Origin of the sequence: Ensifer sp. Root127 (assembly GCF_001425225.1) — a bacterium.
Lineage (GTDB): Bacteria > Pseudomonadota > Alphaproteobacteria > Rhizobiales > Rhizobiaceae > Ensifer > Ensifer canadensis.
Genome location: NZ_LMDX01000034.1, coordinates 28,557 through 53,445 on the forward strand (window position 1 = coordinate 28,557; position 24,889 = coordinate 53,445).

Annotated in this window: 23 protein-coding genes; 14 read left to right on the top strand and 9 right to left on the bottom strand. The window is 62.9% G+C overall.

Going from position 1 to position 24,889, the window contains the following annotated elements; translation table 11 throughout:
- The first annotated feature begins 11 nt into the window (after positions 1 to 11).
- Together ASD03_RS27680 and ASD03_RS27685 are read left to right on the top strand one after the other, a co-directional pair.
- Positions 12 to 944 carry a LysR family transcriptional regulator gene (locus tag ASD03_RS27680; protein ID WP_057217672.1) on the top strand — a complete coding sequence of 311 codons (933 nt, stop codon included), beginning with the start codon at positions 12 to 14 and terminating at the stop codon, positions 942 to 944.
- 68 nt (positions 945 to 1,012) lie between these two features.
- Positions 1,013 to 1,363: a VOC family protein gene (locus ASD03_RS27685; protein ID WP_025428215.1), complete on the top strand. Its 351-nt coding sequence runs from the start codon at positions 1,013 to 1,015 to the stop codon at positions 1,361 to 1,363.
- 55 nt (positions 1,364 to 1,418) lie between these two features.
- On the opposite strand, the gene ASD03_RS27690 is transcribed toward ASD03_RS27685, so the two are convergent.
- Positions 1,419 to 2,702 carry a cystathionine gamma-synthase family protein gene (locus ASD03_RS27690; protein WP_025427853.1) on the bottom strand — a complete coding sequence of 428 codons (1,284 nt, stop codon included), beginning with the start codon at positions 2,700 to 2,702 and terminating at the stop codon, positions 1,419 to 1,421.
- Positions 2,703 to 2,826: 124 nt separating this feature from the next.
- On the opposite strand from ASD03_RS27690, the gene ASD03_RS27695 reads away from it, so the two are divergent.
- The 4 genes from ASD03_RS27695 (at position 2,827) to ASD03_RS27710 (ending at position 7,650) form a co-directional block, all read left to right on the top strand.
- Positions 2,827 to 3,285, top strand: coding sequence for an Lrp/AsnC family transcriptional regulator (locus tag ASD03_RS27695; protein WP_025427852.1), 459 nt, complete (start codon positions 2,827 to 2,829; stop codon positions 3,283 to 3,285).
- A gap of 258 nt (positions 3,286 to 3,543) precedes the next feature.
- Positions 3,544 to 4,833 carry a mechanosensitive ion channel domain-containing protein gene (locus tag ASD03_RS27700; RefSeq protein ID WP_057217674.1) on the top strand — a complete coding sequence of 430 codons (1,290 nt, stop codon included), beginning with the start codon at positions 3,544 to 3,546 and terminating at the stop codon, positions 4,831 to 4,833.
- 313 nt (positions 4,834 to 5,146) lie between these two features.
- A complete protein-coding gene (locus tag ASD03_RS27705) occupies positions 5,147 to 5,779 on the top strand; it encodes a LysE family translocator (RefSeq protein WP_025427850.1) in 633 nt (210 codons plus the stop codon).
- Positions 5,780 to 5,958: 179 nt separating this feature from the next.
- Positions 5,959 to 7,650 carry an alpha/beta-hydrolase family protein gene (locus ASD03_RS27710; protein WP_057217676.1) on the top strand — a complete coding sequence of 564 codons (1,692 nt, stop codon included), beginning with the start codon at positions 5,959 to 5,961 and terminating at the stop codon, positions 7,648 to 7,650.
- 15 nt (positions 7,651 to 7,665) lie between these two features.
- Here the strand turns inward: ASD03_RS27710 and ASD03_RS27715 are convergent, their stop codons facing one another.
- Complete coding sequence (locus ASD03_RS27715; RefSeq protein WP_025427848.1) at positions 7,666 to 8,556, bottom strand: LysR substrate-binding domain-containing protein; 891 nt, start codon at positions 8,554 to 8,556, stop codon at positions 7,666 to 7,668.
- Positions 8,557 to 8,703: 147 nt separating this feature from the next.
- On the opposite strand from ASD03_RS27715, the gene ASD03_RS27720 reads away from it, so the two are divergent.
- From ASD03_RS27720 to ASD03_RS27735, 4 genes are all read left to right on the top strand, one after another.
- Entirely contained in the window at positions 8,704 to 9,369 is a 666-nt protein-coding gene (locus tag ASD03_RS27720) for an isochorismatase family cysteine hydrolase (protein ID WP_025427847.1), read from the top strand.
- A gap of 61 nt (positions 9,370 to 9,430) precedes the next feature.
- A complete protein-coding gene (locus ASD03_RS27725) occupies positions 9,431 to 9,733 on the top strand; it encodes a GYD domain-containing protein (protein WP_038576291.1) in 303 nt (100 codons plus the stop codon).
- A gap of 11 nt (positions 9,734 to 9,744) precedes the next feature.
- Positions 9,745 to 10,560, top strand: a complete 816-nt coding sequence (locus tag ASD03_RS27730; protein ID WP_025427846.1) for a transporter substrate-binding domain-containing protein — start codon at positions 9,745 to 9,747, stop codon at positions 10,558 to 10,560.
- Between the two features lie 22 nt (positions 10,561 to 10,582).
- Positions 10,583 to 11,254, top strand: coding sequence for an amino acid ABC transporter permease (locus tag ASD03_RS27735; RefSeq protein WP_025427845.1), 672 nt, complete (start codon positions 10,583 to 10,585; stop codon positions 11,252 to 11,254).
- A gap of 6 nt (positions 11,255 to 11,260) precedes the next feature.
- Here ASD03_RS27735 and ASD03_RS27740 read toward each other — a convergent pair whose 3' ends face one another.
- Positions 11,261 to 12,127, bottom strand: a complete 867-nt coding sequence (locus ASD03_RS27740; protein ID WP_025427844.1) for a LysR family transcriptional regulator — start codon at positions 12,125 to 12,127, stop codon at positions 11,261 to 11,263.
- A gap of 128 nt (positions 12,128 to 12,255) precedes the next feature.
- On the opposite strand from ASD03_RS27740, the gene ASD03_RS27745 reads away from it, so the two are divergent.
- The 3 genes from ASD03_RS27745 to ASD03_RS27755 all read left to right on the top strand — a co-directional run bounded on the left by ASD03_RS27745 (position 12,256) and on the right by ASD03_RS27755 (position 18,683).
- Entirely contained in the window at positions 12,256 to 14,703 is a 2,448-nt protein-coding gene (locus tag ASD03_RS27745) for an FAD-dependent oxidoreductase (RefSeq protein WP_057217677.1), read from the top strand.
- On the top strand, positions 14,700 to 17,147 hold the full coding sequence (locus tag ASD03_RS27750) for an FAD-dependent oxidoreductase (RefSeq protein ID WP_057211084.1): 2,448 nt from the start codon (positions 14,700 to 14,702) through the stop codon (positions 17,145 to 17,147). The genes ASD03_RS27745 and ASD03_RS27750 overlap by 4 nt, the downstream gene beginning before the upstream one ends.
- Positions 17,148 to 17,396: 249 nt before the next feature.
- Positions 17,397 to 18,683 (top strand): aromatic ring-hydroxylating dioxygenase subunit alpha, encoded by a 1,287-nt coding sequence (locus ASD03_RS27755; RefSeq protein WP_025427841.1) that lies wholly within the window; start codon positions 17,397 to 17,399, stop codon positions 18,681 to 18,683.
- A gap of 164 nt (positions 18,684 to 18,847) precedes the next feature.
- Here the strand turns inward: ASD03_RS27755 and ASD03_RS27760 are convergent, their stop codons facing one another.
- Positions 18,848 to 19,291: an Lrp/AsnC family transcriptional regulator gene (locus tag ASD03_RS27760; RefSeq protein ID WP_244494709.1), complete on the bottom strand. Its 444-nt coding sequence runs from the start codon at positions 19,289 to 19,291 to the stop codon at positions 18,848 to 18,850.
- 114 nt (positions 19,292 to 19,405) lie between these two features.
- Between ASD03_RS27760 and ASD03_RS27765 the strand changes: the two genes are divergently transcribed.
- The gene (locus tag ASD03_RS27765; RefSeq protein ID WP_025427839.1) at positions 19,406 to 19,990 is read left to right on the top strand and encodes a cysteine hydrolase family protein; all 585 of its coding nucleotides are present in this window, start codon (positions 19,406 to 19,408) and stop codon (positions 19,988 to 19,990) included.
- A 24-nt stretch (positions 19,991 to 20,014) separates the two neighbouring features.
- Here the strand turns inward: ASD03_RS27765 and ASD03_RS27770 are convergent, their stop codons facing one another.
- The 5 genes from ASD03_RS27770 to ASD03_RS27790 form a co-directional block, all read right to left on the bottom strand.
- The gene (locus ASD03_RS27770) at positions 20,015 to 20,536 is read right to left on the bottom strand and encodes a hypothetical protein (protein WP_025427838.1); all 522 of its coding nucleotides are present in this window, start codon (positions 20,534 to 20,536) and stop codon (positions 20,015 to 20,017) included.
- A gap of 160 nt (positions 20,537 to 20,696) precedes the next feature.
- Entirely contained in the window at positions 20,697 to 21,842 is a 1,146-nt protein-coding gene (locus ASD03_RS27775; protein ID WP_025427837.1) for an ABC transporter substrate-binding protein, read from the bottom strand.
- A 2-nt stretch (positions 21,843 to 21,844) separates the two neighbouring features.
- On the bottom strand, positions 21,845 to 22,597 hold the full coding sequence (fhuF, locus tag ASD03_RS27780) for a siderophore-iron reductase FhuF (protein ID WP_025427836.1): 753 nt from the start codon (positions 22,595 to 22,597) through the stop codon (positions 21,845 to 21,847).
- Between the two features lie 289 nt (positions 22,598 to 22,886).
- The gene (locus ASD03_RS27785) at positions 22,887 to 23,378 is read right to left on the bottom strand and encodes an ester cyclase (protein ID WP_025427835.1); all 492 of its coding nucleotides are present in this window, start codon (positions 23,376 to 23,378) and stop codon (positions 22,887 to 22,889) included.
- A 67-nt stretch (positions 23,379 to 23,445) separates the two neighbouring features.
- Positions 23,446 to 24,873: a gamma-aminobutyraldehyde dehydrogenase gene (locus ASD03_RS27790; RefSeq protein ID WP_025427834.1), complete on the bottom strand. Its 1,428-nt coding sequence runs from the start codon at positions 24,871 to 24,873 to the stop codon at positions 23,446 to 23,448.
- Positions 24,874 to 24,889: the final 16 nt, after the last annotated feature.

Below are 24,889 nucleotides of genomic sequence, written 5' to 3' on the forward strand. Positions count from 1 at the left end.
CGGAATTCAGCATGCTCGACTGGCGTCGCATCGACCTCAACAATCTGAAAGTGCTGCATGCACTGATGCTGGAACGCCATGTCGGGCGGGCGGCGGTGCGGCTCGGGGTGACGGCGTCGTCGATCAGCCACAGGCTGCGGCGCATGCGGGAGGATTTTTCCGACGAACTGTTCGTGCGCACGCCAACCGGCATGGCGCCGTCGCCGCGGATGGAAGAGATCGCGGTGCCGCTCAGCGAGATGATTGCCAGCATTACGCTCGCGGTTTCATCCGGCGCTTTGGAAGCGTTGCCCCAGGCGCGCCGGTTTACCCTGGTGGTGCCCGACGGCCTGCGCCAGCAGTTGCTGCCGGTGCTGATCCAGGGCGTGCAACAGGACCATGCGTGCCATAGCCTGGAGATCCGCTCCTTCGAGCGCCGCTCCTACGCCACCGAACTGTCGCAGGGCGAAGTCGATGCGGTCATCTCGGTCGGCGGCGATCGTGACGACCGCAGCCTCGTTGACCGGACCCCGGTTGCGATCGACCGCCTCGTCTGCCTGTTCGGTCCGCTCTGCCCGTTGGCTCCGACGGATGAGGTCACGGTCGAAGGCTATTTGTCAGCCTCGCATCTCTATTCGTTGCCGTGGCCGGTCTCGGACAACCATTTTGATCGGCTGCTGGCGCGGGACGGGCGCTCGCGCCGTATCATGCTCATCATGCCATCGCATCTGGGGATCGGCGATGCACTGACCGCGAGCCGGCTGGTCGCCACCGTTCCGTCGTCACTCGCCCGGCATCTGGCGGGCCTGCATCCGGCGCTCGTCATCCGCCCGCTCGCAATCGACGGCACCGAGGGAACGGTCTTTCTGGAGACCTCGCGCCAGCAGCAGCGGCGGCCGGAGATCGCGCGCTTCAAGGCTGTGGTCGAAACCGCGATCCGGACCGTGCTGCCGCGATCGGAGTAGGCACCACTGCTCTTGGCAAACTTGTCGTGGCGATACAGATTGCCGAGTGGCAAAACCGGGAGGACGACATGGCAGTCAAACGTATCGTGTCCAATCTTTACGCGTCAGATCCGCAGGCCGCGCACGCCTTTTACGCAGATCTGCTCGGGCTCGAGCTGGTGATGGATCACGGCTGGATTCTGACATTCGCGGCCAAAGGGCAGACGGCATTGCCGCAGGTGAGCGTGGCGAGTGAGGGCGGGAACGGCACGCCGGTGCCGGTGCTTTCGATCGAGGTTGACGATGTCGATGCGGTCTATGCCCAAGCCCGGGAAAAGGGCGTGGCGATCGTCTATGACATTACCGATGAGCCCTGGGGTGTCAGGCGCTTCTATCTCCGCGACCCGTTCGGCAACGTGATCAACATCCTGTCCCATTGAGCAGACCGGTCGCGAAGGCGTCGGCGGCCGGTCTGCTGATGTCAGGTTCTCGAAATCAGGCGAGCGTCAGCGCGTTGGCGAGGTCGGCGACCAGATCGTCGGGATGTTCGATGCCGATCGAAAGCCGGATCGTCGTGTCGAGAACGCCGATCCGGCGGCGCACGTCGATCGGCACGCCGGAATGGGTCATCGCCGCCGGGTGGCTCGCCAGCGATTCCGTGCCGCCGAGGCTGACGGCAAGCTTGAAGATCTGCAGTGCGTTGAGGAAGCGGAAGGCCGCTTCCTGGCCGCCTGATATATCGAAGGAGAAGGTCGAGCCGGCGCCAGTGCATTGCGCCGCATAGGCCTTGCCGAGCGGTGAGGCTTCGTCGTGGAAGGGCAGGTAGTGGATACGCTCGACCTTCGGATGGTCGCGCAGGAACTCGGCGACGACGCGGGCGTTATCGTTGGCCTTGTGCATGCGCACCGACAGGGTTTCGAGCGAGCGGCCGAGCATCCAGCAGGAATGCGGATCGAGCTGCGTGCCGATGGCGCCGCGCAACGCCTTCACCTGCTTCATCACCGCCTTCGAGCCGAGGGCTGCGCCGGCGATGAGGTCGGAGTGGCCGCCGACATATTTGGTCAGCGAATAGAGCGAGATATCGGCGCCGTGTTCGATCGGCCGCTGGAAGACCGGTCCGAGCAGGGTGTTGTCGCAGGCGATCACCGGCGTGTGACCCTGCTTGGCGCCGATCGCGTCGGCGACGCGGCGGATCATGGCGACGTCCACCAGGCTGTTGGTCGGATTGGCAGGCGTTTCGATGAGAATGACCGAGACGCGGCCCTTGGCCATCGCCTCTTCGGCGGCCGCGGTCACCGCCGCCTCGTTGACGCCATCGGCAAAGCCGACGGCCGAAACGCCGAGATTGAGGAAGGTTTTCGCCAGCAGCGTTTCCGAACCGCCATAGAGCGGCTGGCTGTGCAGCACCGCGTCGCCGGGCTTGACGAAGGCGAGCAGTGTCGTGGCAATCGCCGACATGCCGGAGGAAAACAGCGCGCAGCTTTCCGTGCGCTCATAGACGGCAAGGCGATCTTCGACGATTTCGCTGTTCGGGTGGTTGAAGCGCGAATAGACAAGACCAGCGCCGACACCCGCCGGCGGCTCGCGGCGGCCGGAGACGAAATCGAAGAAGTCGCGGCCTTCCTCGGCCGAACGGAAGACGAAGGTGGACGTCAGGAACACCGGCGGCTTGACGGCCCCCTCCGACAGTTCAGGATCGTAGCCATAGTTCAGCATCAGTGTTTCGGGATGCAGCTTGTGGTTTCCGATATGAGTCTTGTAGGGGTGCGGCGCGGTCATGGCTTTCTCCTGAAGCGAAACGGGGCGACTGACAGGCAAATTATATCAGACGCCTGGACCGATCCTTGCTATTTGCGATCACATACCCTTGAGTTGCGCAAACTATTGCCAGGACTGAAGGAATATGACGCAGAAAATTGCCGATGAAACCGACCGCCGAATTCTGAAGGAATTGCTGGCCGACGCGCGCATCACCAACAACGAGCTCGCCGAGCGCGTCGGGCTATCGGCGTCGCCTTGTTTGCGCCGGCTGCGGCGGCTGGAGGAGACCGGCGTGATCCGCGGCTATACCGCCTTGATCGACCCGGCGGTCGAGGGCTGGACGATGACGGCGATCGCGACCGTCAGGCTCAGTCGTCAGCACGAGGACGAGATCGTCATGTTCGAGCAGGCGATCCGCGGCTGGGACGAAGTGCTCGAATGCCACCTCGTCACCGGCTCGCGCGATTATGTGCTGAAGGTGATGAGCGCCGGGCTCGAACAATACGAGCGCTTCATCAAGGAGAAGATCGCGCGGCTCAAATGCGTGGCCTCGATCGAGACAAGCTTCGTCATGAACACGATCAAGGAGCGGCGGATCTGAGAGGACTGCGCTGTATGCGGGTCGCATTTTCCCGACGCGACCGCACCAGGTTTTCGGGCGGCGGCTTTGAAAGTGCAAAGGGTGCGCTAGTTTCAAAAGAGAGCGTCCCTGGATCACGATGATTTTCGGTCGATCGACCCACGATCATGAACGTGATCGATTCTGGCTAGGGCGGGATGCGGGCGGAAACCGCGCCCACTTTTCCTCACCCCGCTCTCGTGCGCTCAGATGGACGCATGGCGCTCGCGGAGAAAGGCGATGGATTTCGTAGAAGCGTTCGACGCCGTTGGTTCCTGGATGCGGACGGTCCTTCTCAACGAGTGGACGTTCTATCAACTCGCCCTGATTGTCGCCGGCTACCTGGTTTGTGGCCTCCTGGCAAAGCGGATAGAGCCGGCAGTCGAAGCTCGCGCACGCACCATCAAGGGCAATCCGGACTTGCTGCGCGTCATCATCGCTTTCATGCGGCGGCTACGGTGGCTATTTCTGATTATATGGCTGTGGATCGCCGATGCGATGCTGTTGCGCTTTGGATGGCCGTCATACCGATGGCTGGTCGGCACCGCGCTTACGCTTACGGCGGCGTGGTTTGTTATCTCGGTCCTCACGCGCATCATCAGAAATCAGACGCTGGCGCGTGTTGTTGCCGTCACTGGCTGGATCTACTTTGCGCTCTACGCGATTGGCCTCGATCGCGTGATCCTGACGACGCTCGATGGCGTGGCGTTCAATCTCGGCGCGGTTCGCCTTTCGCTGTTGCTTGTCTTGAAGGCTATCGTCCTTTCCTTTGCGCTGATCTGGCTCGCCGTCCTGTTCGGTAACGTCTCGGCGCATTGGATACAGAGGTCTGCGGATCTCACCCCCTCCTTCAAGGTCCTCATCAGCAAATTGGTCAAGATCGCATTGATCTGCTTCGCCGGCTTAATCGCCCTGAACGCCACCGGTATCGACTTGACCGCATTGACGATCTTTTCCGGTGCCGTCGGTGTCGGCATCGGCTTTGGCCTGCAGAAGGTGGTCTCCAACTTCATCTCGGGGATCATTATCCTGCTCGATAAATCCATCAAACCGGGCGACACGATCACACTCGGCGATACCTTCGGCTCGGTCCGCGACCTGCGATCCCGGTTCGTCTCGGTGATCACGAGAGACGGCAAGGAATACCTCATTCCAAACGAAGACTTCATTTCGCAGCAAGTCGTGAACTGGTCGTTTTCCAGCGACTATGTTCGCATCGAGATCGACTTCGGAACATCCTATGACAGCGATCCGCACGAGGTCGCGCGCATCGCCATCGAGACCGCCGCATCGATTCCGCGGGTCGCCAGCACCTATGCCCGGCCGGTCTGCTGGATGACCGGTTTCGGTGCATCATCGCTCGATTTCAAATTGAGGTTCTGGATTTCCGATCCGAGCAACGGGCTGACGAATATTCGCGGTCAAGTGCTGATGGCGCTATGGGATGCGTTCAAGGCGGCCGGCATTTCCATCCCGTTCCCGCATCGTGAAATCATCATGAAGACACCTGTCGAGGTGACCCGCGCGTGAAGCGGAACGCCGCTACGCGGGTGGTGTGGAGGACGATGAAACGCCCGACGCTGCACACGTCTTGGGCTCGCAACACCGGACTGGACAACTATGGGAGGCGACGTTGCGGCCTGCGCGTCGGTCGCCCTCGGCTGGGAGATGCGCGCCGCATTCCGGCTTGTAGATTCCAAAACGGCAGGCAGGTGGGCGTGGCAAGGTCGGGCCGGCCCGCAATGTCTGCGTGCGCGCATTGGCCCATTCGCCTTGCCAAGCAAGCGCAGGCATTGTCTATTGCCAGCTTATCCGCACCGTCCAGCCTATCGGGAGCACATCGATGCCTTCAATGGAACTGCTGTTGGCTTTCCTCGCGACCACGGCGATCTTCGCCTATATCCCCGGTCCTGCGATGCTCTATGCGGCGGCGCAGACGATGGCGCGCGGCCGCTGGTCCGGATTGATGGCGACGCTTGGCATTCACCTCGGCGGTTATGTGCATGTTTTCGCGGCGGCTGCCGGCCTGTCGGTGCTGTTTCATGCGGTGCCGGTGCTTTACATGGTCGTCAAGTTTGCCGGTGCGGCCTATCTCGTCTGGCTCGGCATCTCGCTGTTTCGCGCCAAGACGCAAGGGGAGCGCGCCTTGCCCGGCATCCAGGCGAAATCCGGCCGGCGCGCCTTCTTCGAGAGCATCACCGTCGAAGTGCTGAACCCGAAGACGGCGATCTTCTTCGTCGCCTTCCTGCCGCAGTTCATCGATGCATCCGCGGCGTTTCCGGTCTGGCTGCAGTTCGTCATCCTCGGCACGATCGTCAACCTGATGTTTTCGTCGGCTGATATTGCCTGCGTCATCCTCGCGGGCGTGCTGATCACCCGGCTCAAGCGTTCGAGCATGGCGCAGCGCGCCATGCAACGCGTCGGCGGTGGTGTGCTCGTCGGGCTCGGCGTTCACCTGGCCTTCCAGAAGAGCTGATCCGCACCCACCGCGTGTAAGGGGATGCCGCATTCGCCGCTTTGGCAAGGGTTGTCGCGCCCGTAGCGGTTGCAGGGCCGATACGAGGTTGTCGGCGCGGTGACTGGCGGTTATCAATCGGGTAACGCGTCGATCGGAATGGCGCGCTCGATGAACGACCGTGAACAAGGAGCCTGCCGGTGGATCACCTTCAAGAGACAGGTCTGCGCGTGGCAAAGTGGCCCATTCCACAGTTCGTGTCCGGGCATAGGGCGTCGTTTTCGACGACGGGCCTCATCGTCGGGGTGCTGTTTTTCGCTGCATCGCTGACGCCAAGCCTGATCCCGCGCCCCTATGTCATCCAAGCGGTCATCTCAGGTCTTTCGCTGTCTGCCGGCTATGCCATCGGCGTGTTCCTTCGTTGGCTGTGGTCGTTTCTCGAGCTGCCCGATGTGCGGCCACGGACCGGGCTGATCCTCAAGCTGGTGGCTGCCCTCGGCTGCACCGCCGTTGCACTCGCCTTCCTCTGGCGGGCGGCGGCGTGGCAGAATACCGTGCGGAACCTCATGGGCCTCGACCCGGTCGAGAGCGCGGAGCCGCTGAAGCTTGGCCTGATTGCCGTGCTCGTCTTCATCTTCATCGTCCTGCTGGCACGGCTGTTTCGGTTGACGTTCCGCGTTCTCGCCAGGCGCTTCGAGTATGTGTTGACGCGGCCACTGGCAAAGCTCGCCGCAGTAGCGGCGGCAATTGCACTGTTCTGGTCGGCCACCGACGGGGTGATCTTCCGCTACGCTCTGCATGCGGCCGACAGCTCGTTCCAACGGCTCGACGCGCTGATCGATCCTGATGTGGCGCCGCCGACTGACCCGATGAAGACGGGCAGTGGCGCGTCGCTGATGACCTGGGATGAACTCGGGCGGCAGGGACGCCAGTTCATCGCGTCAGGGCCGAGCGCCAAGGACATCGGCGCCTTCTTCAATGGCGGGGCGAAGGAGCCGCTGCGGGTCTATGCCGGGCTCAATTCGGCCGAGACGGCAAAGGAGCGAGCGAAGCTCGCGCTCGAAGAACTGAAGCGCGTCGGCGGGTTCGAGCGCTCCAACCTTATGATCGTTGTGCCGACCGGAACGGGCTGGATCGATCCGCCGGGGCTCGATTCGCTCGAATATCTGTTGAAAGGCGACGTCGCCAGTGTCGCGGTGCAATACTCCTACCTGACGAGCTGGCTCTCTCTGCTGGTCGAGCCGGAATATGGCGCCGAGACAGCCAACGCCCTGTTCGACGCGGTTTACGGCTACTGGACGACGCTGCCCAAGGACAAGCGGCCGCGGCTCTATCTCTACGGCCTCAGCCTCGGCTCGATGAATTCGCAGGGTTCGGTCGACCCGTTCGACATCATCAGCGATCCGTTCCAGGGCGCGCTCTGGGTCGGCTCGCCGTTTCCGACGAAGACCTGGCTATCGATCACCCGCAATCGCAATCCAGGGTCTCCGCAATGGCGCCCGCTCTATCGCGACGGATCGGTGATCCGCTTCACCAACCAGGCGAATACGCTTGATATTCCGGGCGCTGAATGGGGCAATGTCCGCATCGTCTACCTGCAATATGCCAGCGACCCGATCACCTTCTTCGATCCGTATTCCTTCTACCGCGAGCCGGACTGGATGAAAGCGCCGCGCGGGCATGACGTCTCGCCCGATCTTCGATGGTTTCCTGTCGTGACGATGTTCCAGCTTCTGGCCGACATGGCGATGGGCACGACGACGCCGATCGGCTACGGCCACGTCTATGCGCCGGAACACTATATCGATGCGTGGATGCAGGTTGTCGATCCGCCGGGCGTAACCGCGGATGATGCGGTGCGGCTGAAGGCGCTGCTCAAAGGGCGCTATTGAAGGGTACGGCGCCAGTCAGTCGCCACGCAGGTGGGCGGCGATCTGGTGGGCAAGCGCCTGGATCAGCGGTTCCTCGGCCTTCTCCGTCGGACAGAGAAGATAGTAGCCTGCTGATGCCGGTATCGCCGTCGGGAACGGCTGGATCAGCCGGCCTTCCTGCAGGTAGGAGCGGGTGAGAACGTCCGAGACGAGCGCAATGCCCTGTCCCTGCAGGGCGGATGCGACGGCGACGGCGACCGAGGGCACCCGAACGCTGCGGCTGCCTTCGAGCGAGATGCGCGAGGCGGCCGACCAGCGCGTCCATTCCCGCCCGTCATCCTCATGCAGCAATGTGACGTCGCGCAGCTTCCTGTCGCGGTGCGAGCCTTCCAGCCGCGGGAACAATAACGGCGAACATATGGTCCTGAGCTTCACGTCGCTGACCACCTGCCACCACAGGCCGTCGAAGGGCGGATTGTCGTAGACGATCGCCAGGTCGACATCGTCCCAGAGGACGTCGCTTGCGCGAATGCAGCTGCGCATGGCGAGATCGCTGACGCCGCGCGCATCGGCGAACTGCACCAGGAGGCTGGCCATCCAGGCGATCGCCAGCGCCGGCGGCAGGGCGACCGTCAGCTTCTTCTGGTGGTTTTCGAGCTGCCGCTCGGCACCATTCTCGACCGCGACGGCAAGATTGCCCATGGCATGGGAGACGGTCTGGGCGAAATCACGTCCGGCCGCCGTCAGGCGGATATTGCGTCCCGATTTCTCCAGAAGTGTCAGCCCCGTCGTCTCTGAAAGCCGGCGCAGCTGCAGCGATACCGCGCCGGGGCTGAGGCCCAGTTCGTCGGCCGCCTGGCGCACGGAGCCGATCCGGGCGACGGCTTCGAAGGCCCTGAGATAAGGCAGGAAATGCAAAGCTTTCATTCGAACTTCCGCCTTGATTGACAATCGACTGTCGCGTGCAAAGCAATGGCAATTGTTTAGCAAAACTAGACAATATCAAGCACAAAAAATCGCTATTCCCAATCGATTTTTGCTCCTATGAATTGGATCGGAGAGAGGGAGACATGCATGATCGAGGCCCAACCATTTGATTTTCCTTATGACGGAAAGCTGGTTCCGTCGCAGACCGCGCTGATGGTGATCGACCTGCAGATCGACTTCTGCTCGCCCGACGGCTACTTCGCTTCGATGGGCTATGATCCGGCGCCGCTTAGGGCAATTCTGCCGGCCGTCAACCGTGTCATCGCCGCGGCGCGGCAAGCCGGATGCCTGATCATCCATACGCGCCAGGGCTATCGTGCCGACCTCGCCGACATGACGCCTTACGAAAAATGGCGCCGCAAGCGCTCGGGGCTGGAAAACACCGAGGTCCTGCTGCGCTCGAGCCCCGGCTTTCAGCTGCTACCCGAGCTCGATGTCGCAGACAGCGACGTCATCATCGACAAGACCTGCAACAGCTCGTTCACCTATACGGATCTCGAGCATGTGCTCAGAGCGCAGGGCATCACCCATATGCTGTTTACCGGCTGCACCACCGACGTCTGCGTGCATACGACGTTGCGCGAGGCCTGCGACCGCAATTTCCAGTGCCTGACGATCTCGGATTGCTGCGCCAGCGGCGAGCAATGGGCGCATGAGGCGGCGATCAACATGATCTCGATCGAGAACGGCATCTTCGGCACGGTCTCGACCAGCGACGCGGTCATCGCCGGCCTGGCAAAAGCTAGCCGCTAACACTGACGCCAACACCACATCACCGGTTCTGATGCCAACCGTTTCAACGGAATGATGCCCCATGCAACGATATATCTCGCTAATGAAACTGACGGCCAAGGGATTGGCCGAACTCGCCGACAGCGGCGCGCGGCGCAAGGTGAGCGAAGACCGCGTTTCTTCGCTCGGCGGCCGCTCGGTCGCCTTCTACGCCACGCTCGGAACCTATGATTTCGTCCAGGTTTTCGAGATGCCTGATAATGCGTCGATGATGCAATACGTGCTGACGGCACGACGCGACGGGTTCGTCGACCCGCTTATCCTTCCCGCCTTCGACAGCCAGACCTATGGCGACATCGTCGGGCGCGTTTCACCAACACAATGAGGGGAATAGAGATGATCAGACTGGCATCGCATGCAACCCTTCTCGGAACCATCCTGCTGTCGGCGGGGCTTGCCCAGGCGGAGCCGCCGGCTTTTGCCGCCGATGGCGATATCGGTGTGTGCACCACCGCGGCCTTTCCGCCGCTGACCTTCAAGGAAAGTCCGGCCGATCTAACCCCGACCGGCATCGATATCGAGATCGTCGAAGCGCTCGCCGGTCTCTGGAATGCCAAGGTCAACTATACCGTCACGGAGTTTGCCGGGCTGTTGCCGACGCTCGGGGCCGGGCGCTGCGACTTGATCGTCAGCGGCATCTACATCAACGCCAAGCGCCGCGAGACTTATGACGGCGTGTCCTACATGAAATCGGCCACCGCGATGGTGACCAAGGCCGGTAGCGACACAATCAAGGCGCCGGAGGATCTGAGCGGCAAGGTGATCGCGCTCGAAGCCGGCGCCTACTACAAGCAGGAGCGGATCGAGCCCCTGAACAAGGAACTGATCGCCAAGGGTCAGCCGCCGGTCGAGGTCCAGGAATATCCGACCCAGCAGGCGGCCTACCAGCAGGTCCTCGTCGGCCGCGTCGATGCGACGATGACCGAAGAGGCCGAAGGCGCCTACCGCGCCTCGCGTTCCGACGGGACGCTGCAGCTTCCCTACACGTGGGCATCGGATTTCACCTACGGCATCTACAGCCGCCAGGAAGGCAGCGATGCGGCCGCGGTCAAGGCTGGGCTGAAGGCCCTGAAGGAGCAGGGTTTTTTTGCCGGCATCGCCAAGAAATACGGGCTGGACCCGGCGCTGTTCGACGTCGATTACGATCGTTGAGGCTTGAAAAGGTGGACAGGGCATGAACTTCGACACGAAACTGTTTCTGGATGCCCTGACCATGCCGGTCATGTTGCAGGGGGCGGCCATCGCGATCCTGCTGTCCATCCTGGTTCAGGTCGCCTCGTTTCTGCTCTGCCTGCCGCTCGCCGTCGCCCTGAACTCGATGGCGGCGGTGCGGCGCACGGCGGCCCAGCTCTATGTCTGGCTGTTTCGCTCGTCGCCGCTCATCCTGGTGCTGCTGATCGTCTGGAACGGTGCGCCGCAGCTCTTTCCCGGCCTGACGCGCGCGCCCTGGTACACGCCCTTTGCCGCCGCCTTCATCGCCTTCACGCTGGTGACGACCGCCTATATGGCCGAAGCGATGCGCGGGGCGCTCGCGGCGATCGGCCAGGGGCAGACAGATGCGGCACGCGCGCTCGGGCTCAACCGCCTGCAGACCTTCGGCCTCGTCGTCCTGCCGCAGGCCTTGCGCATCGTCATGCCGGTGCTCGTCAACGAGTTCATCAACCTGATCAAGCTGACCTCGCTTGCCTATGTGATTTCGATGCGGGAGATCATGGCCGTCGTCAACGACGCGATCGCGTCGAGTTTCCGCTTCGTCGAATGGTATTCGGCAGCACTCGTCTACTATCTTGCGATCGTCTCGATCCTGATGTTTTTACAGCGGCTGATCCAGCGCCGAATGGCGTAACGTACATTAGGCTTCCTCCTCATTTCCTGCGGAAAGCAGCACCTCCATCGCACCGATGATCTTGCGGTGCTGATGGGCATGACGGGTGCGCAGACTGGTGGCGGCGTAGACCGTCTGCGGGATCACCGGCGCATCGGCAACAAGGGCGACGTGGCCGGATTGCGTCAGCCGTCTGGCCGTTGCGGTGGTGACATAGGCGGCTCCGCCGAGCGAATGCAGGAGCATGGTGATCGCCATGTTCTGGCCGGTCGCAACAGGCGCTGCGGAGAGATGCGGCAGAGCCAGCCGGTGAGCGCGATCGAAGGCCGGCGAATAGATCGCCTGGATATAGGTCTCGACCCTGATATCCGATAGCGCAGCCGCTTCCGTGCTCACCATCATGTAATGCAGATCGCCGATCCTTTCGTAATGAAGATCGGGCAGATAGTGCGGGGTATAGAGCATGGCGAGGTCGAGGTTGCCGGCGCCGAGATCCCGGTTCATCTGGTTGGAATAATCCGCTTCCATGTAGATTTCGGTTGTCGGCAGCTCACGCCTGATCGTGAATAGCCATTCGCCGGCAAAGGCTTCGGCCAGATCGTGCTGGATGCCGAGCCGCATGGAGCGCTCCAGCGCGCCGGCATTGGTGACCGCGCGCGTTGCCTCATGCCACTGGTTTTGCAAGGCTATTGCGTAGTCTAGAAACCTGAGTCCGGCGGCTGTCGGCACGGTTCCACCCTTGTTGCGGGTAAAGAGCTTGCGATTGAACTGTGCCTCCAGCGCCTTGACGCGGTGGGAAACGGTGGACTGGGTGATGTTCAGCCGCTCGGCCGTGCGGTTGAAGGAACGGGTTTCCATCAGGTCCAGAAACGTCTCGATCAGATCCACTTGCATCGGCATCCCATCCGGTTTCGAAGTTCCACTCAATCTAATCGAATTCTTCGATCAATAAAGCCTGTTTCCATCGCTTGATGGCGCCTCGTTTCGACGGCAAGAATTCCGGCAAAACGAGGGAACAGTGCATGTCGAATTTGCCGTCTCACGCGCGTGTCGTGATCATCGGTGGGGGAGCGATCGGCGCTTCCTCGCTCTACCATCTTGCCAAGGCCGGCTGGACCGACTGCGTGCTTCTGGAAAAGAACGAGCTGACGGCCGGATCGACCTGGCATGCGGCCGGCAACGTGCCGACCTTCTCGTCGTCCTGGTCGATCATGAACATGCAGCGCTATTCCGCCTCGCTCTACCGCGATCTCGGTGCGCTCGTCGATTATCCGATGAACTACCACGTCACCGGCTCGATAAGGCTCGGCCACTCGAAGGAGCGGCTGCAGGAGTTCAAGCGTGTCGTCGGCATGGGTCGCTACCAGGGCATGGACCTCGACATCCTGACGCCCGACGAGATGCGCAGCCGTTATCCGTTCCTCGAAACGCACGAGCTGACCGGTGCGCTCTACGACCCCTATGACGGCGACATCGACCCGGCGCAGCTGACGCAGGCGCTGGCCAAGGGCGCGCGCGACATGGGCGCAAAGATCATCCGCTTCTGTCCCGTTACGGCGGCGCGCCGCGAAAACGACGAATGGGTGATCTCGACGCCGCAGGGCGAAATCCGCTGCGAATACGTCGTCAACGCCGCCGGCTACTATGCCCGCGAGGTCGGCAAGATGTTCGGCCGCGACGTGCCGATGATGGTGATGAGCCATCAGTACGTGCTGTTCGACGAGATCCCGGAACTGGCCGCCTGGTCGAAGGAGGTCGGACACAAGCTGCCGCTCTTGCGCGATGTCGACAGCTCCTATTATCTCCGCCAGGAGAAGAACGGCATGAACCTCGGGCCCTATGAGCGTAACTGCCGAGCACACTGGACGACATCAGACGATCCGATGCCCGAGGACTTTTCGTTCCAGCTCTTCCCTGACGATCTCGATCGGCTGGAATGGTATCTGAACGACGCTGTCGAGCGCGTGCCGATCCTTGGGACCGCGGGGCTGTCGCGGATCATCAACGGCCCGATCCCCTATGCGCCCGACGGCAATCCGCTGATCGGGCCGATGCCCGGCGTGCCGAACGCGTTTGAGGCCTGCGTCTTCACCTTCGGCATCTGCCAGGCCGGCGGCGCCGGCAAGGTGCTGGCTGAGTGGATCACCGAGGGCCAGACGGAATGGGACATGTGGTCCTGCGATCCACGCCGGTACACCGACTATACCGACCAGGACTATTGCATCGCCAAGGGCATGGAGATCTACGGCCACGAGTACGCGATGCATTTTCCGAAGCACTATTGGGCGGCGGGTCGCGGCAAGAAGCTGTCGCCGATCCACGACCGGATCCAGGCACTCGGCGCGCAATTCAAGCCCTATAACGGCTGGGAACGGGCGATGTGGTACGCCAAATCAGGTGACGACACCTCCGAAGAGGCAACGCAGACCTGGGGGCGGGCGGGGCCGTGGGCCAAGCGCATCGAGGAAGAGTGTCTCGCCGTGCGCGATGCCGCCGGCATCCTCGACCTGCCGGGGTTCTCGCGCTTCCGGATCAAGGGCAAGGGCGCGACCGAATGGCTCTCGGGCCTGATCACCGGCCGGGTGCCGAAGCCGGGCCGCATCGGCCTTGCCTATTTCTCCGACGACAAGGGCCGCATCGTCACCGAAATGTCGGTGATGATGCTGGACGAGGATTTCTTCTTCCTGATCACGGCGGCAACGGCGCAGTGGCACGATCTCGAATGGCTGCAGAAACATCGGCCCGCCGATGCCGCGTTCACGCTTGACGATGTCACCACGCAGTTTAGCTGCCAGATCCTCACCGGGCCGAAATCGCGCGACATCCTTGCCGATGTCAGCGATGCGGATCTCGCCAAGGGCTGGCTCACGCACCAGACAGCGCAGATTGCCGGGCGCTACTGCCAGTTGGTGCGGGTATCCTTTGCCGGTGAACTCGGCTGGGAGATCCACACCAAGGTGGACGATACCGCCGCGATCTTCGATGCCGTCTGGGCTGCCGGAGAGAAACATGGCCTGAAACCCTTCGGCATGGAGGCGCTCGACAGCCTGCGCATCGAGAAGGGCTACCGCGCCTGGAAGGGCGACCTTTCCACCGATTACACCATCCTGCAGGGCGGGCTGGAGCGCTTCGTCGACTGGGCAAAGCCCGGCTTCAAAGGCAAGGCGGCGCTGGAGCGCGAAAAGCAGCAGGGTGTCAGCAAACGTTTCGTCACTTTGACAGTCGCCGCCGACGGCTGCGACGCGCCGTATATGTCGACGCTCTGGTCGGACGGCCAGGTGGTGGGCGAAACGACCTCGGGCAACTGGGGCTACCGCGTCGGCAAGTCGATTGCGCTCGGCATGCTGCGCGCCGATCTCGCCGTGCCCGGCAACGAGATCGAGGTCGAGATCTTCGGCGACCGCTTCAAGGCGACCGTCGAGGCCGACCAGCCGCTCTGGGATCCCTCCAATGAAAGACTGCGCGCATGACCAAGCCGATTCCCTCGAAAGCCCGGGCAGTCATCATCGGTGGCGGCGTCTCCGGCTGTTCGGTCGCCTATCACCTCGCCAAGCTCGGCTGGACCGACGTGGTGCTGCTCGAACGCAAGCAGCTGACGTCGGGCACGACCTGGCATGCGGCCGGCCTGATCGGCCAGCTACGCGCCTCGCAGAACATGACGCGGCTGGCAAAATATTCCGCCGACCTCTACGTCAAGCTGGAGGCCGAAACCGGCATCTCCACCGGCATGCGCCAGAACGGTTCGATCACCGTGGCGCTGACGGAAGAACGCAAGGAGGAGATCTACCGCCAGGCTTCGCTGGCGCGCGCCTTCAACGTCGATGTGCGTGAAATCACGCCTGACGAAGTCAAGGCGATGTATCCGCATCTCAACACCTCGGATGTGAAGGCGGCGGTGCATCTGCCGCTCGACGGCCAGTGCGACCCGGCCAACATCGCCATGGCGCTCGCCAAGGGTGCGCGGCAGAACGGCGCGACGATCATCGAGGGCGTCAAGGTGACCGCGGTTCTGAAGAAGGACGGCCGGGTAACGGGCGTGACCTGCGAGCAGAACGGCGAAAGCTATACGATCGAAACCGACAACGTCGTCAACTGCGCCGGCATGTGGGGCAGGGAGTTCGCGCGACAATCCGGCGTCACCGTGCCGCTGCATGCCTGCGAGCACTTCTACATCGTCACCGAGGCGATCCCCGGCCTCAAGCGCCTGCCGGTGCTGCGCGTGCCGGATGAATGCACTTACTACAAGGAGGATGCCGGCAAGATGCTGGTCGGCGCCTTCGAGCTGAAGGCCAAACCCTGGGGCATGGACGGTATCCGTGAGGATTTTTGCTTCGACCAGTTGCCAGACGATTTCGACCATTTCTCGCCGATCCTCGAAATGGCCGTCAACCGCATGCCGATGCTGGAGACGGCGGGCATCCATACCTTCTTCAATGGGCCGGAAAGCTTTACGCCGGACGACCGCTACTATCTCGGCGAGGCGCCGGAAGTGAAAGGCTATTGGGTCGCGGCCGGCTACAACTCGATCGGCATCGTATCGTCAGGCGGCGCCGGCATGGCGCTCGCCCAATGGATGAACGACGGCGAGCCGCCCTTCGATCTCTGGGAGGTCGATATCCGCCGGGCACAGCCCTTTCAGAAGAACCGCGCTTACCTCAAGGATCGGGTCTCTGAGACGCTGGGGCTGCTCTATGCCGACCATTTCCCCTATCGCCAGATGGCGACGGCGCGTGGCGTGCGCCGCTCGCCGCTGCACGAGCATCTGAAGGCGCGTGGCGCGGTCTTCGGCGAAGTGGCCGGCTGGGAGCGAGCCAACTGGTTTGCGAATGACGGCCAGGAGCGCGAATACCGCTACTCCTGGAAACGGCAGAACTGGTTCGAGAACCAGAAGTCCGAACATCTGGCGGTTCGCAACGGCGTCGGCCTGTTCGACATGACCTCCTTCGGCAAGATCCGGGTGGAGGGGCGCGATGCGCTTTCCTTCCTGCAGCGGCTTTGCGCCAACGAGATGAATGTCGAGGCCGGCCGTATCGTCTACACCCAGATGCTCAACGGCCGTGGTGGCATCGAAAGCGACCTCACGGTCACGCGCCTTTCTGAAACCGCGTTCCTGCTCGTCGTTCCGGGCGCCACGCTTCAACGTGATCTTGCTTGGCTGCGCAAGCATGTGCGCGACGAGTTCGTCGTCATCACCGATGTCGGTGCCGGCGAAAGCGTGCTCTGCGTCATGGGGCCGAAGGCGCGCGAACTGATGCAGAAGGTGAGCCCGAACGATTTCTCGAATGCGGCGCATCCCTTCGGCACGGCGCGCGAAATCGAGATCGGCATGGGGCTCGCCCGCGCCCACCGCGTCACCTATGTCGGCGAACTCGGCTGGGAGCTCTACGTCTCGACCGACCAGACGGCGCATGTGTTCGAGGCGCTGGAGGAGGCGGGGCAGGATGTCGGGCTGAAACTCTGCGGCATCCACACGCTCGACAGCTGCCGTATCGAAAAGGCCTTCCGCCATTTCGGCCACGATATCACCGACGAGGACCATGTGCTCGAAGCCGGGCTCGGTTTTGCGGTGAAACCCGACAAGGGCGATTTCATCGGTCGCGAGGCGGTGCTGGCCAAGCACAATCGCGGGCTTTCGCGCCGGCTGGTGCAATTCCGGCTGGCCGATCCCGAGCCTTTGCTCTTCCACAACGAAGCGATCGTGCGCGACGGCCAGATCGTCGGCACCATCACCTCGGGCAACTACGGCCACCATCTCGGCGGTGCCATCGGCCTTGGTTATGTGCCGTCGGAAGGCGAAAGCGACGCCGACGTGCTCGGCTCCAGCTTCGAGATCGAGATCGCCGGCACGCGGGTGAAGGCGGAGGCGTCGCTGAAGGCGATGTACGATCCGCGTTCCGAGCGGGTGAGGATGTAACGACGGCGTTTGAGGCTGCCCCTCATCCGGCCTGCCGGCCACCTTCTCCCCGTTTGACGGGGAGAAGGAGACGTGTGGCGACCGCCGTGCCTGAGTAAGGGCGCGGTTGAGGTGCGGGTGGAGCGCTCTCCCTCTCCCCCGCGTGCGGGGAGAGGGTGGGGGTGGGGGCAGCCTCGTACATCAAGGCAAATTTAGCATGCGCGCGCCGGGACGCGGTTCTTCCGGTTCTTCTTTCAGGAGTTCAGGGCCATGTTCGCATCGGACCTTTCCAATACGACTGTCGCGGGCGACCGCATCGATCAGCTGGTCGCTGCGCATCGGCCGGGCCATGGGCTGGTGCGGGCCTTCTACCACGACGAGGATATCTACGAGCGTGATCTCGACCGGGTGTTTCGCCGCCATTGGCACTGCGTCGCGCATGAAAGCGTGATCCCCAACCCCAATGACTTCGAAGTCTTTCGCATGGCCGCCGAGCAGGTGATCGTCACCCGCACGGCCACGGGCGCGATCCATGCGATGCTGAACGTCTGTCGCCATCGCGGCGCCGAGGTCTGCACCAAGGAAAAGGGCAACGCCCGCGCCTTCGTCTGTCCCTACCACGCCTGGACCTACGGCAATGACGGTGCGCTGAAGGCGGCGCGGCTGATGCCGAAGGATTTCAAGCGTGAGGACCATGGGCTGAAGAAGCTTCATGTGCGCGTCGTCGAGGGGCTGATCTTCATCTCCTTTGCCGAACAGCCGCTCGATTTCACCGAGGTCGAGAACCTGCTGCATGCCACCTGCGGCCAATATGGCTGGGCCGAGGCCAAGGTCGCGCACCGGCAGTCCTATCCTGTCGACGCCAACTGGAAGCTCGCGGTCGAGAACTATGTCGAGTGCTACCATTGCGGCCCGGCGCATCCTGAGTATTCCGAGACGCACGCGCTCGAACAGCCGTTGCACATGATCGAGGAGCTGAACGCCAAGATGGAGGCGCGCACCTGCGCTCTCGGCATCGAGGTCGGTTCCGGCGATCACTGGCAGAGTTCCGCCGGCGGCAAGGAGACGGTGCATGCCTTCCGCTATGCGCTCTATGACGGCGTCAAGACCGGCAGCAAGGACGGCCAGCCGCTTAGCACCCTGATGGGCCGGTTCAGCGATTTCGACGGCGGCGTCACCTCCATCCACCTCGGCGGCACGACCTTCCTCGTCTGCTATCCCGATCACGGCATGATCTACCGCTTCATTCCGAAGACGGCGGGCACCTGCGAAATGGAGCTGATCTGGCTTGTCGACGGCAAGGCCGAGGAGGGGCAGGACTACGACCTCGAAAAGCTCACCTGGCTGTGGAAGGTCACGACCGATGAGGACAAGGCGATCATCGAGCACACCTCGCGCGGCGTGCGCTCGCATTATTTCGTGCCGGGCCCGATCGCGCCGATGGAGCAGAACGAGCTGCGCTACATCAACTGGTATCTCGACGAGATCAGCCGGCCTTCGCAACCATCATCCCTGTTCTTGTCACAGGGATCCAGCAGCGCCGCGTCGGCGGTGTGAAAGAATTCTGAAAACGCCTGATGTGACGAAGAATGTCACTGACGGCGCGGACGCGCCGTCGCTAGATTCCTGTGACGAGCACAGGAATGAGGTAGGTATCCGTGGTCTCAGTTGCGGCATGGAGGCCGAAACAACGCCAGGCATCGTCTACCGGCGCAGCGCGATCAGTCACGCCTATCGAAATGGGTGCGCAGCGCCACATGGGTCTGCACGGTGGCGACGCCCGATATCAACGAGATCCGCCGACGGATGGTGTCAAGATCGCCGTTCGAAGCGCATTCGACCAGCAGCATCAGGTCGGTCTCTCCGGCGAGCGACCAGCAGCTGACGACCGGCGGCATGCCGGCGAGATGCGGTACGATGTGGTCGCAGTTCTTACCGGGCTGGAAGGATATCGCGATCAGCGCGCGCACGACCGGCGCCTTGTCCTCGATGCCGATGCGGATCGTATAGCCGGCGATGACGCCCTTGGTTTCGAGCCGGCGCAGACGTTCATGGGCGGCGCTGCGTGACAAGCCGGCATGGCGGGCAAGCGCCACCAGGCTCTGGCGCGAATCCTGCCGCAGGGCGGCCACCAGCAGCCGGTCCTTTTCATCAAGTTCGGTCAATGTGTCGTCCCCTTGGTCATTTTGCCGGACAATCGTCCGGTCTTCCGCCATCATGTCCAGTGAAACCGGACGATAGGACGGCTAGCTTCCCGAGGCAATCAGGGAGCGTTAGCCATGACCATTCCGAGACTTCCCGACAATGCCGTCCTCATCCCGATCGACATGCAGCAGGCATTTGATGCCGCTCCCTGGCCGCCACGCTGGAACGGGGACGTTGACAACAACGGCCGCGCCTTGCTTGCCGCCTGGCGCGCGGCCGGCCGGCCGATCATCCATGTGCGGCACGACAGCGTCGCGCCGGGCTCGACCTTGAGGCCGGGTGCGTCTGGCAACGCGCCGCGCCCGGGCTTCGAGCCCGTTGGCGACGAACCGCTCGTCAACAAGAGCGTCAACGCCGCCTTCATCGGCACCGATCTCGATCTTCGCCTGCGCCGGCTCGGCGTTGATACGATCGTCCTCTTCGGCATCTCGACTGATATGTGTGTTTCGACCTCGGTGCGGGTCGGCGCCAATCTCGGTTACCGGGTGGTCCTGGTGGAAGATGCCTGCGACTGCTTCGACCAGCCGGATGGCGACGGCGACATGATCCCGGCGCGGGACATCCACCGTGCCCATGTCGCAACGCTGCGGGCGGAATTCGCGGAGGTGACGACCACGGCGGCAATCATTTCGGCCATGCGGCCGGCGTCGGCAGCGTAAGGACGCCGCAACGCGTGCAGTGGCTTATCGGCTGGCGGCGCCGCGGACTTCCAGTACCTGGTAGGTCCATTTCGGCGTCGTCAGGCTTTCGCCCTCTCGGCTCGGGAAAGTGAGGAAAGTCTCGAAAGGCCTTGCCTGGCCGACGGGCACGCGGGCGAGAACCAGGGCTGAGTCGTCGCCGATCTTCGCGCATGCGTCCTGCGGGCAGTCTTCGAGCGTCACGGAAAGCCGGAAATATTCGAGCGGTGTTGCGCCATTGTTGCTGACGGTGCCGCGCAGGCGGAAGCTGCGCTCCGGCTGGCTTTGTTCGAACGTCATGCCGTCGAGGCTGATGTTCTGGGCGGCCGGAGCCGCCGGGGCCGTCGCCACCGGCTCAGGTGCTGCAGCCTTGCGCTCGCCGCGGTCGCTGATCCAGACGACGAAGGCAGAGAGCAGGGCGATCGCCACTGCGACCGAGAGGATGGGCTCGGCCCACCGGCGAAAGCGGCTGAAACGCGCCGCCAGATACACGATCGCCACGCCAACCAACGCTACCAACCAAAGCATGAAGCTCCTCCTCGTCGACCCTTATATAGTGTGAGGAGCGGGTGGCAACATCGCGTGGCTCTGGTCGAAGGTCACGCTTGCGACATTTGGTGGATTGAACGGCGAGCGATTTCGTCAACCCCTTGCGGCGATTGCAAATGTTGCGGGCTTTTGGGCGCTTCTACCGGGGCGTAACGGCCCCAAGGCTGACGGTATAGGTGCCCTCGAAAGGAACGGCTGCGAAGCGTTCGTTGATGTCGGCGAGGCTCTTTTCCGGGTCGAGATCGGCGAAGATGTCGGGCCGCAGCCAGTGGGCGAAGGCTTCGGCAGCGACAATATTGAGCGGGATGGCGTTGAAGAAGTTCCAGACGCCATGGACGCGGCCGTTCTCGACCGCCGCAACGCTCGATAGCGCCGGCGTTGCGACGGCCGCAGCCAAGGTCTGCTGCGCCTCTTGCCTGGCAACGCCGGGACCGATGGAGAAGCCGCTATAGGTGCCGCCGGGCGAAGAGGTGGCGATGTAGACGTCGGGGTTTGCCGCCATCACCGCTTCTGCATTGACGGTGCCGCCGACGCGCGGCAGCGCGCCTTCGGCGATGTTGCGGCCGCCGGCGATCGTCAGGAATTCGCCGAGCCCACCGACGCCATAGGCCCAGCAGCAACGGTCAGGCTTGGGAAACGCATCCATCAGCACGGTTGGGCGCGGTTCGGGCTTGGCGGCGACACGGGAGCGGATCAGCGCCAGCTTGTCTTCGTAGTAGCGTGCGAAGGCTTCGGCCTGCTCGTCGCGTTCGAAGATACGCCCAAGGAGCCGCATCATATCCGGCGTGCTCTTCAGGGGATCGCTGTTGAAGTCGACGACGATGACCGGCACGCCGGTGCTGGTGAGATAGTCGATGGCGCGCTGGCCCGGCTCGGTGTCGGCCTGCCAGTTGGCGAGGATCGCGAGGTCGGCCTTCAGCGTCAGCAGCGTTTCGAAAGACAGTGCGGCGCCGGTGCCGCCGTCGTCGATCAGCGGCACGTCGGCGATTGCAGGAAATTTTTTGCGAAAGCTCTCGTAGATCTCAGGGTTGTCGCCCTTCATGTCTCCGGACCAGCCGGCCAGCAGGCTGACGGGGTCCGGATGAATGAGCGAAAGCGCGACCAGGTTGAAGCCGCTGCCAAGCAGGATGGCTTTTGGCCTTTCCGCTAACGTCACCTCGCGCCCGGCCGCGTCCTTCACCGTCAGCGGCCATCGGTTTTCGGCCCGGGCGCCAGTGGCGAAAAGCGTGGTGGTGACGAAGATGGCCAGCAAGGCCCGGACCGTGGATCGCGATAGGAGAAGCAAAACTACTGTTTCCGTTGGGTGGGAAGGGCGCAGAGGCTGCCGCAGCTGCGGACCCCCGGCAGCAGATAGCGCAGGCAGCAGATCTTGCGCCGGCACACCCGCGCACCGTCCTCTTCCTCGTGACGCAGGCAATCGAAGAAGGGGTTGGGCGAGCCGTCGGGCAGGGATCTGCTGCCGATGAGGGCTTCGGCCTGGGCATGAAGCGGCTCGACGCCGGCGGCGCGCAGGGCATAGTCGATGTAAACCAGCGCGTTGTTCCAGGCGAGTTTCGGCGCGATGCCGCCACTCGACTTGAGGTAGCCGACCACTTCGCGCAGGTGCTCGCCCATCAGCGGCGCCAGGGTGGCAAACACGTCGTCGTCATCGCCCGCCTGCCAGTTACCGGCATCGGCGACGCCAAAGGCGCGGGGCAGGCCATCTTCTGCCAGCGCCACCTTCATGCGGTTGAAGGCGACCGGCAACACCTGATGGTCGAGCACGCGAGCAACGAGATAGGGGATGGTGAGCGCCGAGAAGTAGTAGAGCGACCACATGGAGGCGATCGCGCGGCGGTCGGTGCCGCCGGACCTTTCAGCGTAGGTGTCGAGGGCGCGGTCGAAGGCGCCGGAGGCGAAGAACTCGGGCAGGACCATGCCGTCGGAAAGATCGTCCGACAGCACCATCTTTTCGTTGCACCAGGCGTGCGGGCCGGAAAAGGCAGCAGACAGAACCTTGGGGGCGCCTGTCTCCATGATCGCTTCGGATACGGCAGTCATTGGGGCACCCGCGTGTGGCCCGTGGCCGGCCCACTGCCGTTGCGAGGCCTGCCGCGCGGAGCCGTCGCGAACACAAATGCGGGGGCGGACAGACGCCATCTTGCAACCATGCGACACCTTCTGAACGGGTCAGACATTCATAAGATGATCGTGTTACTCATGTTTATTCGTTGTGCAAGTTATTTTATGAGTTTTGTCCGCATGTTTTAATGCGCGGGCGAGGCGCGAGACAGCCGCAAGCTCGGGCTTGCGGCTACTGAAGGGCCGGTGCCGCGGGCTCGACGGCCGCCTACATCAGGCCGAGCTGCTTGTAGAAGCCGAGCGCGTCGTAATAGTCGCTTTGAGTGGCGATCTTGCCGTCCTTGACCGTGAAGACCGAGGCGCCGGTGAACTTGAAGCTCTTGCCGGTCGCGGCCGTGCCATCGGCCCAGGCGCCTGAGTTGGTGCCGGAGAATTCCCATTCGAAGGAGACCTTGTCGCCGGCGGCGATGGGGTCGCCTTTCATGGTCCAGACGGCGTCGGGAACCGCATTCAGGAAATTGTCGATGACACCGGTCTTGGCGGCATCCTTGCCGGTGACAGGCTTGCCGACGGACGCGTCGTAATAGGTGACGTCGTCGGCGAAATAGGATGCGGCCTTGCTCGAGTCATGGGCATTCCACGCTGCGACATAGGCACCGACGACATCAGGCGCCGCGTCGGCGGCGAGGCCGGCGGGCGCCAGAAGAAGTGTGCTCAGACCCAATGCACCTGCAGCAGCAAGCAGTTGACGGCGATACATGGCATTTTCCTCCCGTTTATCTTCGTTTGCATGCTTTGTCCGCACCGCGGCCAACGTCCTGCCGGCGTCAGCCGTGGTTGATCATGATGTGACGGACAGCAGTGTAGTCCTCGAGCGCATAGACCGACATGTCCTTGCCATAGCCCGACTGCTTGACGCCGCCATGCGGCATCTCGTTGGTCAGCATGAAGTGGGTGTTGATCCAGGTGCAGCCATATTGCAGGCGCGAGGCGGCCTTCATCGCCTTGGAGATGTCCTTCGTCCAGACCGAAGAGGCGAGGCCATAATCGCTGTCGTTGGCCCAGCCGACGGCATCGTCCTTGCCGGTGAAGCGGGTGACCGAGACGACAGGGCCGAACACCTCGCGACGGACGATCTCGTCTTCCTGCGTCGCGCCGGCAATCACCGTCGGCTGGAAGAAGAAACCGTCGGCGCTGCCAGGAGCACCGCCGGTGGTGATCTCGATATGCTTCTGGTCGGCCGCACGTTCGACGAAGCTTGCGACGCGATCACGTTGGCGCCGCGAGATCAGCGGGCCGATCTCGTTTTCGGTGTCGTCGGCGAGATTGTAACGGATGGTGGAGACGGCCGAACTCAGGTCGGCGACGAGCTTTTCGTAGATGCCGGCTTCGGCATAGATGCGGCAGGCGGCGGTGCAGTCCTGGCCGGCATTGTAATAGCCGAAGGTGCGGATGCCGTTGACGACGGCTTCGAGGTCGGCGTCGTCATAGACGATGACAGGGGCCTTGCCGCCGAGCTCCAGATGCGTGCGCTTCACCGTCTTGGCGGCGGCCGTCAGCACCTTCTTGCCGGTGGCGATGTCGCCGGTGATCGAGACCATCGCGATCTTCGGGTGGTTGATCAGCGCGTTGCCGACGGTTTCGCCGCGGCCCGTGACAACGTTGACCACGCCTTCCGGCAGGATGTCGGCGAGCAGACGGGCGAGCTTCAGCGCCGTCAAAGGCGTCTGTTCGGACGGCTTGAAAACGACGGTGTTGCCGCCGGCAATCGCCGGTGCCAGTTTCCACGCCATCATCATCAGCGGGTAGTTCCAGGGCGCGATCGAGCCGACGATGCCAACCGGATCGCGACGAACCATGGAGGTATGCCCCGGCAGATACTCGCCCGATGTCGGCGCGTGCAGATTGCGGATGGCGCCGGCAAAGAAGCGCCAGCAATCGACGATCGCCGGCAGTTCGTCGTTCTTCACCGCATTGATCGGCTTGCCGCAGTTGAGCGCTTCAAGGGCTGCGAAATCGTCGGCGTGCTTTTCGATCGCGTCGGCGATCCTGAGCAGGTAACCGGAGCGTTCGCCGGGTGTCGTCATCGACCAGGAGACGAAGGCGCGTTCTGCCGCGCTCACCGCCGCCTCGACCTGAATGTGCGAGGCTTCGGCGAGGTCGATGATCTTTCCGCCGGTGCGCGGGTTCAGGATATGCTCTTCGGCCTCGGTTCCGGCTTCGAAGCGCGATCCGATCAAAAGCTGGGTGTCCATGTCTGTTCTCCCTTGA

Coding starts and splice junctions, on each gene's coding strand:
- ASD03_RS27685 (WP_025428215.1), top strand. CDS start 1,013: ATGGCAGTCAAACGTATCGTGTCCAATCTTTACGCGTCAGATCCGCAG.
- ASD03_RS27695 (WP_025427852.1), top strand. CDS start 2,827: ATGACGCAGAAAATTGCCGATGAAACCGACCGCCGAATTCTGAAGGAA.
- ASD03_RS27700 (WP_057217674.1), top strand. CDS start 3,544: ATGGATTTCGTAGAAGCGTTCGACGCCGTTGGTTCCTGGATGCGGACG.
- ASD03_RS27740 (WP_025427844.1), bottom strand. CDS start 12,127: ATGCAAGTGGATCTGATCGAGACGTTTCTGGACCTGATGGAAACCCGT.
- fhuF (WP_025427836.1), bottom strand. CDS start 22,597: ATGACTGCCGTATCCGAAGCGATCATGGAGACAGGCGCCCCCAAGGTT.
- ASD03_RS27725 (WP_038576291.1), top strand. CDS start 9,431: ATGCAACGATATATCTCGCTAATGAAACTGACGGCCAAGGGATTGGCC.
- ASD03_RS27765 (WP_025427839.1), top strand. CDS start 19,406: ATGACCATTCCGAGACTTCCCGACAATGCCGTCCTCATCCCGATCGAC.
- ASD03_RS27735 (WP_025427845.1), top strand. CDS start 10,583: ATGAACTTCGACACGAAACTGTTTCTGGATGCCCTGACCATGCCGGTC.
- ASD03_RS27690 (WP_025427853.1), bottom strand. CDS start 2,702: ATGACCGCGCCGCACCCCTACAAGACTCATATCGGAAACCACAAGCTG.
- ASD03_RS27680 (WP_057217672.1), top strand. CDS start 12: ATGCTCGACTGGCGTCGCATCGACCTCAACAATCTGAAAGTGCTGCAT.
- ASD03_RS27790 (WP_025427834.1), bottom strand. CDS start 24,873: ATGGACACCCAGCTTTTGATCGGATCGCGCTTCGAAGCCGGAACCGAG.
- ASD03_RS27755 (WP_025427841.1), top strand. CDS start 17,397: ATGTTCGCATCGGACCTTTCCAATACGACTGTCGCGGGCGACCGCATC.
- ASD03_RS27750 (WP_057211084.1), top strand. CDS start 14,700: ATGACCAAGCCGATTCCCTCGAAAGCCCGGGCAGTCATCATCGGTGGC.
- ASD03_RS27720 (WP_025427847.1), top strand. CDS start 8,704: ATGATCGAGGCCCAACCATTTGATTTTCCTTATGACGGAAAGCTGGTT.
- ASD03_RS27705 (WP_025427850.1), top strand. CDS start 5,147: ATGCCTTCAATGGAACTGCTGTTGGCTTTCCTCGCGACCACGGCGATC.
- ASD03_RS27715 (WP_025427848.1), bottom strand. CDS start 8,556: ATGAAAGCTTTGCATTTCCTGCCTTATCTCAGGGCCTTCGAAGCCGTC.
- ASD03_RS27785 (WP_025427835.1), bottom strand. CDS start 23,378: ATGTATCGCCGTCAACTGCTTGCTGCTGCAGGTGCATTGGGTCTGAGC.
- ASD03_RS27770 (WP_025427838.1), bottom strand. CDS start 20,536: ATGCTTTGGTTGGTAGCGTTGGTTGGCGTGGCGATCGTGTATCTGGCG.
- ASD03_RS27745 (WP_057217677.1), top strand. CDS start 12,256: ATGTCGAATTTGCCGTCTCACGCGCGTGTCGTGATCATCGGTGGGGGA.
- ASD03_RS27730 (WP_025427846.1), top strand. CDS start 9,745: ATGATCAGACTGGCATCGCATGCAACCCTTCTCGGAACCATCCTGCTG.